Origin of the sequence: Streptomyces natalensis ATCC 27448 (genome assembly GCF_000935125.1) — a bacterium.
Lineage (GTDB): Bacteria > Actinomycetota > Actinomycetes > Streptomycetales > Streptomycetaceae > Streptomyces > Streptomyces natalensis.
This window is the reverse complement of the sequence record NZ_JRKI01000009.1, coordinates 98,718-113,418: the sequence shown is the minus strand read 5'-3', so window position 1 is coordinate 113,418 and position 14,701 is coordinate 98,718. Positions and strand designations below refer to the sequence as shown.

The 14,701-nt window shown below is 71.6% G+C and carries 14 protein-coding genes; 12 read left to right on the top strand and 2 right to left on the bottom strand.

Features of this window, described 5'->3' with window-relative positions; all coding sequences use genetic code 11:
- Positions 1-73 precede the first annotated feature (73 nt).
- From SNA_RS07175 to SNA_RS07150, 6 genes are all read left to right on the top strand, one after another.
- Entirely contained in the window at positions 74-1,432 is a 1,359-nt protein-coding gene (locus SNA_RS07175; protein ID WP_044363872.1) for an NAD(P)/FAD-dependent oxidoreductase, read from the top strand.
- A 2-nt stretch (positions 1,433-1,434) separates the two neighbouring features.
- The gene (gene nirB / locus SNA_RS07170) at positions 1,435-4,077 is read left to right on the top strand and encodes a nitrite reductase large subunit NirB (protein WP_044363870.1); all 2,643 of its coding nucleotides are present in this window, start codon (positions 1,435-1,437) and stop codon (positions 4,075-4,077) included.
- Positions 4,074-4,469 carry a nitrite reductase small subunit NirD gene (nirD, locus tag SNA_RS07165; protein ID WP_037792233.1) on the top strand — a complete coding sequence of 132 codons (396 nt, stop codon included), beginning with the start codon at positions 4,074-4,076 and terminating at the stop codon, positions 4,467-4,469. The genes nirB and nirD overlap by 4 nt, the downstream gene beginning before the upstream one ends.
- A 153-nt stretch (positions 4,470-4,622) precedes the next feature.
- Positions 4,623-5,132 (top strand): SRPBCC family protein, encoded by a 510-nt coding sequence (locus tag SNA_RS07160; protein WP_044363868.1) that lies wholly within the window; start codon positions 4,623-4,625, stop codon positions 5,130-5,132.
- Complete coding sequence (locus SNA_RS07155; protein WP_030068784.1) at positions 5,129-5,467, top strand: ArsR/SmtB family transcription factor; 339 nt, start codon at positions 5,129-5,131, stop codon at positions 5,465-5,467. The genes SNA_RS07160 and SNA_RS07155 overlap by 4 nt, the downstream gene beginning before the upstream one ends.
- 56 nt (positions 5,468-5,523) lie before the next feature.
- Complete coding sequence (locus tag SNA_RS07150) at positions 5,524-6,465, top strand: oxidoreductase (protein WP_030068783.1); 942 nt, start codon at positions 5,524-5,526, stop codon at positions 6,463-6,465.
- 133 nt (positions 6,466-6,598) lie between these two features.
- Here the strand turns inward: SNA_RS07150 and SNA_RS07145 are convergent, their stop codons facing one another.
- A complete protein-coding gene (locus SNA_RS07145; RefSeq protein WP_241779567.1) occupies positions 6,599-7,234 on the bottom strand; it encodes a hypothetical protein in 636 nt (211 codons plus the stop codon).
- Positions 7,235-7,500: 266 nt separating this feature from the next.
- On the opposite strand from SNA_RS07145, the gene SNA_RS07140 reads away from it, so the two are divergent.
- Positions 7,501-9,396, top strand: a complete 1,896-nt coding sequence (locus tag SNA_RS07140; protein ID WP_030068781.1) for an APC family permease — start codon at positions 7,501-7,503, stop codon at positions 9,394-9,396.
- A gap of 61 nt (positions 9,397-9,457) precedes the next feature.
- Entirely contained in the window at positions 9,458-10,288 is an 831-nt protein-coding gene (locus tag SNA_RS07135) for a maleylpyruvate isomerase family mycothiol-dependent enzyme (RefSeq protein ID WP_030068780.1), read from the top strand.
- 57 nt (positions 10,289-10,345) lie between these two features.
- On the opposite strand, the gene SNA_RS07130 is transcribed toward SNA_RS07135, so the two are convergent.
- On the bottom strand, positions 10,346-10,642 hold the full coding sequence (locus SNA_RS07130; protein WP_051877441.1) for a hypothetical protein: 297 nt from the start codon (positions 10,640-10,642) through the stop codon (positions 10,346-10,348).
- 392 nt (positions 10,643-11,034) lie between these two features.
- Between SNA_RS07130 and SNA_RS39225 the strand changes: the two genes are divergently transcribed.
- The 4 genes from SNA_RS39225 to SNA_RS07115 all read left to right on the top strand — a co-directional run bounded on the left by SNA_RS39225 (position 11,035) and on the right by SNA_RS07115 (position 14,687).
- Positions 11,035-11,340, top strand: coding sequence for a hypothetical protein (locus SNA_RS39225; RefSeq protein ID WP_241779566.1), 306 nt, complete (start codon positions 11,035-11,037; stop codon positions 11,338-11,340).
- A gap of 247 nt (positions 11,341-11,587) precedes the next feature.
- Positions 11,588-12,889 (top strand): ABC transporter substrate-binding protein, encoded by a 1,302-nt coding sequence (locus SNA_RS07125; protein ID WP_078969739.1) that lies wholly within the window; start codon positions 11,588-11,590, stop codon positions 12,887-12,889.
- Positions 12,886-13,836, top strand: coding sequence for a carbohydrate ABC transporter permease (locus SNA_RS07120; RefSeq protein WP_030068777.1), 951 nt, complete (start codon positions 12,886-12,888; stop codon positions 13,834-13,836). The genes SNA_RS07125 and SNA_RS07120 overlap by 4 nt, the downstream gene beginning before the upstream one ends.
- Positions 13,837-13,841: 5 nt before the next feature.
- Positions 13,842-14,687 (top strand): carbohydrate ABC transporter permease, encoded by an 846-nt coding sequence (locus tag SNA_RS07115; RefSeq protein WP_030068776.1) that lies wholly within the window; start codon positions 13,842-13,844, stop codon positions 14,685-14,687.
- The last annotated feature ends 14 nt before the right edge of the window (positions 14,688-14,701 follow it).

Sequence of the window (14,701 nt, the reverse complement as noted above, 5' to 3'; positions counted from 1 at the left end):
ACTGAGGGCAGCGTTCCGCCGGGGAAACAGAGGAGATGCGGGCGGGTAACAGCCGGGCCGCAGGCTGACGGGCATGACCTCGAGTACGCGTGTGGTGGTGATCGGCGGCGGGATGGCCGGCGCCCGGCTCGCCCGCCAGCTGACGGCAGGTACGGGACCGGGCGCGGCCGCCGTCGGCGCCGCCGCGCCCGCCCCCGCCTCCGTCAGCGCCTCTGCTTCTGCTTCTGCTCCTGCCTCCGTCGGCGTCACCGTCATCGGCGAGGAGCCGGATCCCCCCTACAACCGTGTGCTGCTGGCCGAGGTCCTGGCCGGCCGGTATGCGCCGGAGGTCATCGCGCTGCCCACGCCCGGCGACGAGGTCGACTGGCGCGGCGGGGTGCGGGCGGTGCGTATCGACCGGGCCGCGCGGCGTGTGTGGTGCGACGACGGGGCGTACGTCCCGTATGACGCGCTGGTGCTGGCCACCGGGGCCAACCCCGTGCTGCCGCCGCTGCGCGGTCTGCTCACCCCCGGGGGAAGCGACCTCCCGGACGGTGTGCACCCCTTCCGCACGCTGGACGACTGCCGCGCGCTGGCCGCCACGGCGCGCCCCGGCACCCCGGCGGTGGTGATCGGCGGCGGGCTGCTCGGCGTCTCGGCGGCCCGCGCGCTGGCCGGGCGCGGCGCCCAGGTCGTCCTGGCGCACCAGGGCGAGCACCTCATGGAACGCCATCTCGACCCGGACGCCGGAGCGCTGCTCGCGGCGCATCTGACCGCCCTCGGTATCGAGGTGCACACCCAGTGCCGGGTACGGGGCCTGGAAACCGCCGACGGGGCGGCGCGCGCCGTCGAACTCGCCGACGGCTACCGCCTGGACGCCGACGTGGTCGTCCTGGCCTGCGGCGTCCGGCCGCGCACCGGGCTCGCCCGCGCGGCGGGTCTGGACGTCGGCCAGGGCATCCGCGTCGACGACTCCCTGCGCACCGACGACCCGCACATCTTCGCCATCGGCGACTGCGCCGAACACCACGGCACGGTCTACGGCCTGGCGGGCGCGGCCCAGGAACAGGCCGATGCGCTGGCCCGCGTGCTGACCGGTGCTCCGGCCGGTCCGGTGCCCGACCCGGCCCCGTACACCGGGACCCGGGCGCTGACCCGGCTGACCCTCACCGCCCACCCGGCGCCCGCCGGCCCGGCCCCCGCCGTGCCGGCCCCCTTCGACCTGGCCGCCTTCGGCGAGACCGTCCCCCTCCCCGGGGACGATGTGGTCCGCCTCTCCGACGCCACCCGCAGCGCGTACCGCAAGGTCGTCGTCCGCGGGGACCGGCTGGTCGGCGGCATCCTCCTCGGCGATCTCGGCACTGTCGGCGCGCTCGCCCGTACCTGGGAAGGCGACGAACCGCTCCCCACCGCCCCCCTGCTTCATCTGCTCACCACCGACGGAGGCTTCTGATCATGGCCGCAGCCGCCAGCCCCACCAGTGCCCGCACCGACCGCCCCACGATCGTCCTGATCGGGCACGGCATGGTCGGCCAGCGCTTCCTCGAAGCCCTCGCCGAACGCGGCGTGACCGAGACCTCGCGGGTGGTCGTCCTGTGCGAGGAGCCCCGCCCGGCGTATGACCGGGTCCAGCTCACCTCGTACTTCTCCGGCCGTTCGGCCGAGGAACTGTCCCTGGTCGAGCGGGACTTCATGGACCGGCACGGCATAGAGCTGCACCTGGGCGACCCGGCCGAGACCATCGACCGCGCGGCCCGTACGGTCACCGCCCGCTCGGGTCTCACCGTCGGCTACGACACCCTCGTACTGGCCACCGGCTCCTACCCCTTCGTCCCGCCCGTCCCCGGCAAGGACAGCACCGGCTGCTTCGTCTACCGCACCATCGAGGACCTGCTGGCGATCGAGGAGTACGCCAAGAACGTCACCACTGGGGCGGTCGTCGGCGGCGGGCTGCTGGGCCTGGAGGCGGCCGGTGCGCTCACGGGCCTGGGGCTCCGGACGCATGTGGTGGAGTTCGCGCCGCGGCTGATGCCGGTGCAGGTGGACGACGGGGGCGGCGCGGCGCTGCGGCGCACCATCGAGGACATGGGCGTCACCGTGCACACCGGTGTCGGCGGCAAGGAGATCACCGCGGGCGAGGACGGCGCGGTGACCGGTATGGAGCTGTCGGACGGTTCGCGCCTGGACACCGACATGGTGATCTTCTCCGCGGGCGTCCGCCCCCGTGACCAGCTGGCCCGCGACTGCGGCCTGGAGGTCGGCGAGCGCGGCGGCATCGTCGTCGACGCGACCTGTCGTACCCCCGGCGACACCGCGGTCTACGCGATCGGCGAATGCGCGCTGGCCTGCGACGGCCGGGTGTACGGCCTGGTGGCGCCGGGTTACGAGATGGCCGACACGGCGGCCGCCGCCATCGCCGAGCAGGACACCGACGGCTTCACCGGCGCGGACACCTCCACCAAGCTCAAGCTGCTGGGCGTGGACGTGGCGTCCTTCGGCGATGCGCACGGGGCCAGTGAGGGCGCCCTGGACGTCGTCTACTGCGATTCGCGCGCCGGGGTCTACAAGAAGCTGGTGGTGGGCGCGGACGGCACGCTGCTGGGCGGCGTCCTGGTCGGCGACGCCGAGGCGTACGGCATGCTGCGCCCGCTGACCGGCTCCGTACCGCCCGTCTCGCCCGAGCAGCTGGTCCTCCCGGCGGGCGCCGGTGCCCCGGTCGCCCTCGGCCCGTCCGCCCTCCCCGACGACGCGGTGATCTGCAACTGCCACAACGTCACCAAGGGCACCATCCGCGGCGCGGTCACCGAGCACTCCTGCACCACCGTGCCCGAGGTCAAGAAGTGCACCAAGGCCGGTACCGGCTGCGGCTCCTGCGTCAAGGCGCTGACCTCCCTGGTCAACGACGAGCTGGAGGCGAGCGGCGTCATCGTCGACAAGGGCCTGTGCGGCTGCTTCCCGCACACCCGCGCCGAGCTGTACGAGGTCGTCCGGACGCTGCGGCTGGCCTCCTACGAGGAGCTGCTGGCCTCGCACGGCCGCCCGGAGGCGCGCGACGGCGACGGCTGCGAGATCTGCAAGCCCGCCGTCGGCTCGATCATCGCCTCGCTCGCCCCGTCCGTCGGCGCCGACGGCTACATCCTGGACGGCGAACAGGCCGCCCTCCAGGACACCAACGACCACTTCCTGGCCAACCTCCAGCGCAATGGCTCGTATTCGGTCGTCCCGCGCATCCCGGGCGGCGAGATCACCCCCGAGAAGCTGATCGTGATCGGTGAGGTGGCCCGTGACTTCGGCCTCTACACCAAGATCACCGGCGGTCAGCGGATCGACCTGTTCGGCGCCCGCGTCGACCAGCTCCCGCTGATCTGGTCCCGGTTGGTGGACGCCGGCTTCGAGTCCGGGCACGCGTACGGCAAGGCGCTGCGCACCGTCAAGTCCTGCGTCGGCCAGACCTGGTGCCGCTACGGCGTCCAGGACTCGGTCCGTATGGCCATCCAACTGGAGCTGCGCTACCGGGGGCTGCGCTCCCCGCACAAGCTCAAGTCCGCGGTCTCCGGCTGCGCCCGGGAGTGCGCGGAGGCACGCGGCAAGGACTTCGGCGTCATCGCCACGTCGAACGGCTGGAACCTCTACGTCGGCGGCAACGGCGGCGCCGACCCGCGCCATGCGGACCTGCTGGCCCAGGATCTGTCCCACGCCGAACTGATCCGCCTGATCGACCGCTTCCTGATGTTCTACATCCGCACCGCGGACCGCCTGGAGCGCACCTCCGCCTGGCTGGAACGCATCGACGGCGGCCTCGACCACGTCCGGGACGTCGTCGTCCACGACTCCCTGGGCCTGTGCGACGAACTCGAGGCCCTGATGGCCGCGCACGTCCACCACTACCGCGACGAATGGGCCGAGACCCTCAACGACCCCGAGCGCCTGGCCCGCTTCGTCTCCTTCGTCAACGCGCCCGAAGCCCCGGACCCCTCCGTCCGCTTCACCCCGGAGCGCGACCAGATCAAGCCGGACCTGACGCTGCTGGCGGGCCCGACCCTGCCGGTGCGCACCCTCGAATCCGTCCGCCCCCTGGAAGGGACCTCCGCCCGATGACCACCGCCACCGCGACCCCCACCGCCACCGAGGCCGCCACGACGGCCGCGGCCGACAGCCCCACCGTGGAGATCCTCGGCCCCGACGGCTGGCTCCCCGTGTGCACCCTGGACCGCCTGTCCCCCGGGCGCGGCGTGGCCGCCCTCCTGCCGGACGGCACCCAGGCCGCCCTGTTCACCGACCGCGCGGGCCGCGCCTACGCCATCGGCAACCGCGACCCCTTCACCGGCGCCCAGGTCCTCTCGCGCGGCCTGACCGGCACCGCCACGGGCCGCCCCTACGTGGCATCGCCGCTGCTCAAGCAGCGTTTCGACCTCGCCAACGGGGAGTGCCTGGACGATCCGTCGGTGTCCGTACCGACCTATTCGGTACGGACCCGGGGCGGCGCCTGATCCTGGTCCTGATCCGGTCTTTCGCAACCGTTTGGTTGCGCCTCCCGTCGACACGTGCAACCATCGGGTAGCAGATGGAGCAGTGCGTGGAGCAGTGCGTGGAGCAGTGCATCCGGCACTGCATCGCACGCGTGAACCGGCGGGAGGCCCCTCATGACCACCGATCCTCAGGACACCACCGACTCCACCGACACCAAGAACACGTCGGACACCAAGGACCGCATCGAACGCGAGATCAGCATCGCCGCGCCCGTGGAGCGCGTCTGGGCGGTGCTGACCGAGCCCGCACACGTCGGCTCGTGGTTCGGCCAGGGCGAGCCCACGCCGGTCGATCTGCGGCCGGGCGGCATCATGCACCTGGACCACGGCGAGTACGGCCAGTTCCCGACGGTGATCGTCACGGTCGAACCGCCGCGCTTCTTCTCGTACCGCTGGGCCAGCGCACACCCCGGCGACGTGGCGACCGAGCACAACTCCACCCTCGTCGAGTTCACCCTCACCCCGGAGGGCGACGGCACCCGCCTGCGCGTGGCGGAATCCGGCTTCGCACGCCTCGACATCCCCGAGGAGCGCAGGAAGACCGCCTCCTACGAGAGCCACTCCGAGGGCTGGTCCGCGCAGGTCAAGAACATCCGGCAGTACGCGGAGCGGCTCACCGTATGACGCAGCGGCCCGACGCACCCGCCGACGCCGTGGCGGAGGTGCTGTCCGCACTGGCGGACCCGACCCGCCGCCGGATACTCGACGCCCTCGCCGACCGCGGCGAGGCGACCGCCACGGCGCTGGCAGCGGAGTTGCCGGTCAGCCGCCAGGCCATCGTCAAACACCTGGGCATCCTCGACCGGGCGGGCCTGGTCGCCGGCCACCGGGCGGGCCGCGAATCCCGCTACCGGGTCATACCCGAACGGCTGGAGGACACCGCCCGGTGGATGGACCGGGTCGCGGCCGACTGGGACTCCCGTCTTGCGGCCATCAAGCGGCTGGCCGAGGGGAGCTGACCCGGGAGCCGCCACCCCTGGGCGTACGCTGGTGATCCCCTACCGAGGAGTACGGCGTGACCCGGTGGAACACCAGCCATATCCCCGACCAGACCGGCCGTTCCGTGGTCGTCACGGGTGCCAACAGCGGCCTCGGCTATGTCACGGCGCGCGAACTGGCACGCTGTGGCGCCCGCGTGGTGCTGGCCTGCCGCAATGAGGCGCGCGGCGGTGCGGCGCTGGACCGGCTGCGCAGCGAAGTTCCCACCGCCGAGGTCGAGTTCCGGCCGCTCGACCTGGCCGATCTGTCCTCCGTGCGGGACTTCGCGGCCGGTCTGGACACCTTCGACGGCGACCGTCTCGACCTGCTCATCAACAACGCGGGCGTGATGGCGCTGCCGTACCGCACCACCGCGGACGGCTTCGAGATGCAGTTCGGCACCAACCACCTCGGTCATTTCGCGCTGACCGGCCTGCTGCTGCCCAAGCTGCTCGCCACCCCGGGCGCCCGGGTGGTCACCGTCTCCAGCATGCTGCACGCCCTGTCCGACATCGACCTCGACGACCTCAACAGCGAGCGCTCCTACCGCCGTTGGATCGCCTACGCCCGCTCCAAGAGCGCCAATCTCCTCTTCACCCACGAGCTGTCCCGCCGCCTGGCCGCGGCCGGCTCGCAGGTCGTCGCGGCCGCCGCGCACCCGGGCTACGCCGCCACCAACCTCCAGGCCGCGGGCGCCCGTATGGAGGGCCGCACCTCCGCCGAACGCGCCATCGCCATCGGCAACCGCCTGATCGGCCAGTCCCCCGACGGCGGCGCCCTCGGCACCCTCTGCGCCGCCACCGCGCCCCATATGCGCCCGGATTCCTTCGTCGGCCCGCGGAGCGGACTGCGGGGTGCCCCGGCCCCGTGCTTCCGCGCACCGTGGACGAAGAAGGACGCGGCGGGGGAGCGGCTGTGGACCGCTTCGGAGGAGTTCACCGGGGTGCGGTTCGACTTCTCGCCGGCGGCTGCGGCCTGATCGGGGGCCGGCGGACCGGTCCGGGGCCTGGTCCGGGGCCGGTCCGGGGCCTGGTCCGGGGCCGGTCCGGGGCCTGGCCCGCGGCTGACAGCTGACGGCTGACGGCTGACGGCTGACGGCTGACGGCTTCGGTCTACGGCCTGTCGGTGCCCGGCCCCGGCCCCGGCCCCTGCACGTCCATCCCCGACGCCTCGAACACCGCCCGCGCCCCCGCCCCGTCGATCCGGTCCGCCAGCGCCCGGAGCGAGGCCGCGCCGCCGCGGAGCAGCCCGCGGGCGCGGGAGCGGCGTACGCCCTGGTCGACGTGGTGCCACAGGAGCGGGTTCGCGGTCAGGACCTTGAGGTCGAGTTCGACCCGGCCGCCGAGGGCGTCGTGGAGCAGCAGACGCGGCGCCATGGTGTCGTGGCACACGGCGCGGACCAGCAGATCGGTGCGTACCGTCCGGGTGCGCAGAAGGCCGCGGGACACCAGCCGGTGCCCGGAGGCCGTGACCCGGGGCGGGCAGAGCAGCGCCGGGAACACCAGCGCGACGGCCGTCCAGTACAGCAGGCGCAGCGGTGTGAGCGTCCCCTTGCCGAAGTCGACGAGCAGGATCAGGGCCAGCAGCGCGGCCGCACACCACAGCGCGGCGCGCAGATCGGACGCCCAGGTCCGGTCGTGGGCGGGCGATCCGCCGTCGCCGGCGCGCAGCGGCGGTGTCGCCGACCGCATCGCGGGCCGCTTCGCCACCCGTACCGAGTCCGGCCCGTGGCCGTGTCGCTGTCGCATGGCGATGACGCTAGGACGGCGGGTTCCGGCCCCCGTGACCAGGGGCCGAGACGTTGACGGTGCGCTGATACGACGCCGCGGAATCATGACACGGCGTTGACGACGGCATCTCGTCGGCCTCCCGTTCGTCGGCGTCCCGCGCGTCAAAAAACCGTGAGGATCGCCCCCTCCCCCGCCAAGGGGACGCTAGTGGCGGCGGAACACGCCCGGAACGCCCCCGACGCTGGGCGGGTCCCACCCAGTACCGCACGGAGGTACGAAGAACCATGTCGACGGTGTCCCAGTCCGGCAGCCGGCCCGAGGAACTCCCGGATACCGAGGAGCCTCCGGATACCCCGGCGCGCCCCACCGCAGACGCGGCGGGCGACCGCCACCGGCTCACCGCCCTCCAGGGCCTGGCCGCCCTCTCCCTCGACGCCATGGCCTCCGTCGCCTACGGACCGGAGTCGATCGTCCTGGTCCTGGCCGCGGCCGGCGCGTACGGGCTCGGCTTCACGCTGCCCGTCACCCTGGCCATCGCCGCCCTGCTCGCCGTACTGGTCGCCTCGTACCGCCAGGTGATCGCCGCCTTCCCCAACGGGGGCGGTTCGTACGCGGTCGCCAAGGCCCATCTGGGCCATCGCACCGCCCTGGTGGCCGCCGCCTCGCTGATCCTGGACTACGTGCTGAACGTCGCCGTCTCGGTGACGGCGGGCGTGGCGGCGCTCACCTCCGCCTTTCCCGCCCTCTACGGCGACCGCCTCTGGGTCTGCCTCGCCGTTCTGGTCCTCATCACCGCCATCAACCTGCGCGGCATCGTCGACTCGGCAAAGGCGTTCCTCCTCCCCACCGCGGTGTTCATCGCCGCCATCCTCGCGATGGTCGTCGTCGGCCTCTTCCGAGACGCCCCGGCCTCCACCGTCACCGCCGACGGGCACGCCTCCGTCCTGGCCCACAACGCCACCGGCGTCGGCGCCCTGCTCCTCCTGAAGGCGTTCGCCTCCGGCTGCTCCGCGCTGACCGGCGTCGAGGCGGTCGCCAACGCGGTGCCGTCCTTCCGGGCCCCGGCCCGCAAGCGCGCCCAGCGCACCGAGGTCGCCCTCGGCGCCCTCCTGGGCGTCATGCTGATCGGCCTGTCGCTCCTGATAGGCCGCTTCCACCTCCAGCCGGTCGAGGGCGTCACCGTCCTCGCCCAGCTCGCGGACGCCTCCTTCGGCCACAACTGGGCTTTCTACGTCGTCCAGTTCGCCACCATGGTGCTTCTCGCCCTCGCCGCCAACACCTCCTTCGGCGGCCTGCCGGTCCTCATGAGCCTGCTCGCCCGCGACAACTACCTCCCCCATGTCTTCGGCCTGAAGGCGGACCGCCAGGTGCACCGTCATGGCGTCCTCGCCCTCGCCGCCGTGGCAGCGGCCCTCCTCGTCTTCTCCGGCGGCGACGTCAACACCCTTGTCCCCCTCTTCGCCATCGGGGTCTTCGTCGGCTTCACCCTCTGCCAGGTGGGCATGGTCCGCCACTGGTACGGCGTGCGCTCCCGCGGCTGGCGCGCCAAGGCCGCCCTCAACGGTTTCGGCGCCGTGCTCACCGGCGTCTCGGCCGTCATCGTCACCGGCACCAAATTCGCCGACGGCGCCTGGCTGATCGCCCTCGCCCTCCCCCTCCTCGTCCTGGCCTTCGAGGCCGTCCACCGCGCCTACGGCCGGATCGGCGAGCGGCTGGGACTGGGCCGCGTCCCCGAGGGCCCGCACGCCGCCCACTCCCTCGTCGTCGTCCCCGTGTCCCACCTCTCCCTCCTCACCTCCGAGGCGCTGAACGCGGCGGTGTCCCTGGGCGACGAGGTGATCGCGGTCACCGTCACCCACGACGACCCCGAGGACCGCCCGGCCGCCGATGCCCTGCGCCGCGACTGGGAACTGTGGAACCCGGGCGTGGACCTCCTCGAACTCCCCTCCCGCACCCGCTCCGTCGGCCGCCCCATAGCCGACTACGTACGCACCCTGACGGCCCATCGATCGGCCACCCGCATCACGGTCCTGATCCCCGAGGCCGAGCCCGCCCACCTCTGGCAACGCCTGCTCCAGAACCAGCGCGGCGCGGTGGTCGCCCACGCGGTGCGGCGCCATACGGATGCGGCCATCTGCCGGTTGCGGTTTCGGCTGGAGGCGGCGGGGCGTGAGGGGTGAGGGGGTGGCCCCGCGGGTGGGATGACGGCCGTTGTCAGTGGTCGCCTTTACCGTGAGAGACATGAATCTCACGCTGAGCTATGACGACCACTGCACCGAAATCACCCACCAGACCACGCTGCTGGCATCCGCCCTGACCGCCACCGCGGTGCCCGCCGGGCCCTCGGCCTCCGGCCCCTGCCCCCTCTCCTCCGCCGTCCCCTCCTGTCCGGACTGGAACCTCGCCCAGCTGCTGCACCACCTGGGCGAGGCTCACCGCTGGGTAGCGGAGATCGTCCGGACCCGGGCCGCCGAGCCGCCGCCCGACACCGCCCTCCGCACCCTCCCGCGCGACACCACGCAGACCCCGTCCGAGCTGGCCACCTGGCTCACCACGGGCGCCCGGCAGCTCGCCGACACCCTCCGCAGCGCCGGCCCCGACACCCGGATCTGGACCCCGCTCCCCTCCGGCACGACCCGCTTCTTCGCCCGCCGTATGGCCCACGAAACGGTCATCCACCGCGCCGACGTCACACTGACCCTCGGCACGGACTTCACCGTCGACCGGCGCGTCGCCCTCGACGCGCTCGACGAATGGATGGAACTCGGCTCCCTGCCCGAGATGTTCGACCACCACCCCGAGCGCCGCGCCCTCCTCGGCCCCGGCCGCACCCTCCACTTCCACGCCACCGACACCCCGCCCGAAGCCGCCGCCGACTGGTTCGTCGACCTCACCGGCGACAGCCTCGCCTGGCGCCGCTCCCCCGGACCGGCCGCGGTCTCGGTCAGCGCCCCACTGACCGACCTCCTGCTCCTCGTCTACGGCCGTCGCCCGGCCGACACCGCGTCGTACGAGATCCAGGGGGACGCGGAGCTCCTCGATTTCTGGCTGGCGGAGGTGATCTTCGCCTGACCGTCCCGGCCGCGGGCAGACCTCCGCTGTGCCGACACGGCCCGGGATTGCGCCCCGTCAGTCGATCCAGACGCTCGCGCCGGCATCGGATTCGGCGAACCTGCCCGGGCGGACCGTGGAGTCGACCTCACCCGTGCAGTGGGGTCCCGTGAAGATGTAGGCGATGGCGTCGTGGGTGCGGTTGGCCACGGTGGTCGGGGAGTCGTCGCCGGCCGGGTAGCAGCCACTGGGGTGGAAGTGCGGGGAGCCGTTGACGATCAGGAAGCCGTCGGCCGCGTAGGCGGAGCCCGGTGCGGCGAGGCCGAACACCGCGGCGGTGGCGAGGGTGCCGAGGGCGAAGACGGTGCGACGCATATGTGTCCCTCTCTCCTGGCGGCGGGCGGCGTCCGTCGCCGCCCGCAGAGGACTGACCGTACGGGGTCAGGCATCCGTCGTCATGACCCCACGGCAGGCCAACTCCCCCTCGGCGTCCGGCATACGCGCCGCGCACGCCCTCGTCGTCGGACCGTCCAACTCGCGCCCTTGTCCGTTCCCACAGAGGTTGAGGCCGTAGTGACAACGCCCTGACGGGGCGTAACCGGGCGTGGAATTCTTGAAGTATGACGATGCCGCCCGAAGTGCCGTGTGAGGAGTGCCGGGGAACCGGTGCCGTCGAGTGGGAGACACAGGGCGGCAACATCACCACGACGCAGTGCTCGCGGTGCATGGGCACCGGCACGGTGCCGGCGTAGGAGGCGGACGAGGACGTGACGACCCCCCGTGAGGGCAACCGGCTGCGGGCACTGCCCCCCGAGTACGTCAACAGAATGCGCTGTACGCACTGTGAGCTGCGGAATATGAAGCTTCCCGGTACGGCGGGCGGGCTGTGCATTCCCTGTTATGCGCTGGAGCGGCAGACGGCGCCACGGCGGACCAGTCAGGGGATGACGCTGGCCAACTTCGTGTCCGATCCGTGCATGGGGTGCGGCTCGCATGCCGTGGATGCCAACGGATGGGCTTTTTGGTGCGATGCGTGCGGGATGCAGGTCGCGGTGGCGTATCCCGATTCGTGAGCGGGGCCGGTCCCTAGGCGCGGGCTCCGCAGGCCGATTCCTCGGGCCGGTCCCCCGGGCCGGTCCCCCGCGCCGATTCGTCCAGGTGCAATGCGTACTTCACACCCGTGGGGCACAGTGGTCGGGCGTATGTGATCGACGATCATGCGGGGCCACGACCACGGGCACAGGACCGCAGGCGCACGACCACAGGTACATGACCACAGGCGCATGACGGCAGGCGCATGACCACGAGGGGCGGACTTCCATGTCGGGTTCGAGTTCGGGTTCGGGTTCGGGTGTCGGCGATGGACCGGGCCGACGGCGCGTGCTGGCCGGTGCCGGGGGGATCGCGCTCGGCGGGGCGCTCGTTGCCTGTGGGTCCAACACGGGTCGGGGCGCCGGGGGTTCGGGGCCAGAGATCAGTCAGTGGTATCACCAGTACGGGGAGCCGGGGACCCAGCAGGCCGTGCAGCGGTACGCCGCCGCGTACAAGAAGGCCGAGGTCCGCGTGCAGTGGCGGCCGGGGGACTACGACCGGCAGACGGCGGCCGCGCTGCTGACCGACTCCGGGCCGGATGTGTTCGAGGTCAACGGGCCGTTGCTGGACCAGATCCAGGGTGGACAGGTCGTGGATCTGACCGCCGAAGTCGAGCCGGTCAAGGACGACTTCAACCAGGCGGTACTGGCGCCCAAGATCTGGCAGGACCGGATCTGGGGCATTCCGCAAACCGTTGACCTGCAATTGCTGTATTACCGCAAGAGTTTGCTGAAGGCGGGCGGGGTGGCACCGCCGCAGACGCTGGACGAGTTGGTGGACGCGGCCGGGACGCTGACCACGAAGAAGACCAAAGGGCTGTTCCTGGGGAATGACGGCGGGGCGGGGGTGCTGGCCGGGACCCCGTTGTTCGCCGCGGGGCTGAGCCTGATCGGCGACGACGGCAGGGCCGGGTTCGACGATCCGGCGGCGGCGCGGGCGTTGGGGAAGATCCGGCAGCTGTACGCGGACAAGTCGTTGCTGCTGGGTGCGCCCACGGACTGGTCCGATCCGGCCGCCTTCGTCCAGGGGCTGACGGCGATGCAGTGGTCGGGACTGTGGGCGCTGCCGATGGTCAAGAAGGCGTTGGGGGACGACTTCGGGGTGCTGCCGTTTCCGCGGGACGGAAGCGGCGGAAGGCCCGCGGTACCGGTGGGCGCCTATGGTTCCGCCGTCAGTGCGCGCAGCAAGCGCAAGGCGGCTGCAAAGGCTTTCGCACGGTGGCTCTGGGTGGAGCGGACTGACTTTCAGCAAGACTTTGCGCTGTCCTACGGGTTCCACATCCCGGCGCGGCTCTCGCTTGCAAAGAACGCCAAACAGTTGCAGCACGGTGCCGCCGCGGATGCGGTGCGGTTTGCGACGGAGCACGGCCATGCCGAACCGCTGCTGTGGACCACCGCGGACCGCACCGCCTATCAGGACGCGCTGAGCCGGATCATCAAGGACGGTGCGAACCCGGAGACCGAGCTGAAGGGCGTGGTGCGCAAGGTCAACGCCGAGTTGCAGCGGGTCAAGAAGAAGTCCCGGGCATGAGTGCCGCGGACGTCCGGCCCGGTGGGCCCGTCGCCAGGGCGCTCGGGGCGCAGCGGCGGAACCTGTGGTTCTGGGTCTTCGTCGGGCCGTTCGCCATCGGGCTGGGCCTGTTCACGTACGTGCCGCTGGTGTGGAGCCTCTACCTCAGCTTTTTCGACGCGCACAACACCGTGACGCCCACGGGCGACGACTTCGTGGGACTGGGCAATTACACCGCGATGCTCGGCGATGGTGCGTTCCTGAGCAGCCTGGGGACGTTTGTACTGTTCACGGCCTTCATCGTGCCGGCGACCTATGTGCTCTCGCTCGCGCTCGCGCTGATGGTCAACCGGCTGCGCCTGGCCCGGGCGTTCTTCCGTTCGGTGTTCTTCCTGCCCACTGCCTGCTCGTATGTCGTCGCGGCGGTGATCTGGAAGCTGTCGATCTTCAACGGGGTGCGGTTCGGGCTGGCCAACACGGTGCTGGGGTGGTTCGGGGCGGATCAGACGGCGTGGCTGTCGACGACCCATCCGCCCTGGTACTGGCTGGTCATCGTCACCGTACGGCTGTGGCTGCAAGCCGGTTTCTACATGATTCTTTTTCTTGCGGGGCTGCAAAGGATTTCACCGCAGTTGTACGAGGCGGCGGCGGTCGACGGGGCGCGGGCCGGCTGGCAGGTCTTTCGGCACATCACGTTCCCGCAGTTGCGGGCCACGTCCGTGGCGGTGGTGCTGCTGCTGGTGATCAATGCGTTCCAGGCGTTCGACGAGTTCTACAACCTGCTGAGCGATGCCCGCGGCTATCCGCCGTACGCCCGGCCGCCGTTGGTCTACCTCTACTACACGGCGCTGGGACGGGATCAGAACCTCGGGCTGGGCAGTGCGGGCGCGGTGATCCTGGCGCTGATCATCGCGGTGGCGACGGTTGTCCAGGCCCGCTGGTTCGGGCTCGGCCGGAAGGAGGAGTGAACGCCGTGCACGATGCCCACGATGCCCTCGCACGGGCCGGGCGGGCGATCCGGGTGGTGGTGCTCATCGCCCTCGCCCTGCTGTTTCTCGTGCCGTTCTATCTGCTGGTACGGAACGGGCTGGCCACCGAGCGGGAGATCACCTCGCCCGACTGGACGTTCTTCCCGCACGAGCTGCGGTGGTCGCATCTGGCCGAGGTCTTCCAGGACCCGGGCCTGCCCATGGGGCGGGCCCTGTTCAACTCCGCGGTGATCGCGGTCTCGACGACCGTCGGCACGGTGGTGCTCGCCTCGCTCGCCGGGTACGGGCTGGCGCGGATCCCGTACCGGCATGCCAACGTCGTCTTCTACGCGATCCTGGGCACGCTGATGGTCCCGGCGGCGGTGACGTTTGTGCCGAGCTTTGTGCTGGTGTCGTCGCTCGGCTGGATCTCCACGCTGCGCGGGCTGGTCATTCCGACGCTGTTCAGTGCGTTCGCTTGCTTCATCTTCCGGCAATATTTCCTGGGTTTTCCGCAAGAGCTGGAAGATGCGGCGCGGGTGGACGGGCTCGGGTACTGGCGGACGTACTGGCGGATCGTCGTGCCCAACGCCCGGCCGGTCTTCGCCGCGGTCGGGACGATCGTGTTCATCGGGGCCTGGAACGCGTTCCTGTGGCCGCTGGTGATCGGGCAGGACCAGGAAGCGTGGACGGTGCAGGTGGCGCTGTCGACGTTCACCACAGCGCAGAACCTGAATCTGCACGAGCTGTTCGTGGCGGCGGCCGTGTCGATCGCCCCGCTGATCGTCGTCTTCCTGCTGCTCCAGCGGTACATCGTGGCGGGGGTGGAACGCAGCGGTATCGACGACTGAGAGCCGCCGCCCGC

Coding starts and splice junctions, on each gene's coding strand:
- SNA_RS07155 (WP_030068784.1), top strand. CDS start 5,129: ATGACGCAGCGGCCCGACGCACCCGCCGACGCCGTGGCGGAGGTGCTG.
- SNA_RS07140 (WP_030068781.1), top strand. CDS start 7,501: ATGTCGACGGTGTCCCAGTCCGGCAGCCGGCCCGAGGAACTCCCGGAT.
- SNA_RS07145 (WP_241779567.1), bottom strand. CDS start 7,234: ATGCGACAGCGACACGGCCACGGGCCGGACTCGGTACGGGTGGCGAAG.
- SNA_RS07120 (WP_030068777.1), top strand. CDS start 12,886: ATGAGTGCCGCGGACGTCCGGCCCGGTGGGCCCGTCGCCAGGGCGCTC.
- SNA_RS07130 (WP_051877441.1), bottom strand. CDS start 10,642: ATGCGTCGCACCGTCTTCGCCCTCGGCACCCTCGCCACCGCCGCGGTG.
- nirB (WP_044363870.1), top strand. CDS start 1,435: ATGGCCGCAGCCGCCAGCCCCACCAGTGCCCGCACCGACCGCCCCACG.
- SNA_RS07160 (WP_044363868.1), top strand. CDS start 4,623: ATGACCACCGATCCTCAGGACACCACCGACTCCACCGACACCAAGAAC.
- SNA_RS07135 (WP_030068780.1), top strand. CDS start 9,458: ATGAATCTCACGCTGAGCTATGACGACCACTGCACCGAAATCACCCAC.
- SNA_RS07175 (WP_044363872.1), top strand. CDS start 74: ATGACCTCGAGTACGCGTGTGGTGGTGATCGGCGGCGGGATGGCCGGC.
- SNA_RS07125 (WP_078969739.1), top strand. CDS start 11,588: ATGTCGGGTTCGAGTTCGGGTTCGGGTTCGGGTGTCGGCGATGGACCG.
- nirD (WP_037792233.1), top strand. CDS start 4,074: ATGACCACCGCCACCGCGACCCCCACCGCCACCGAGGCCGCCACGACG.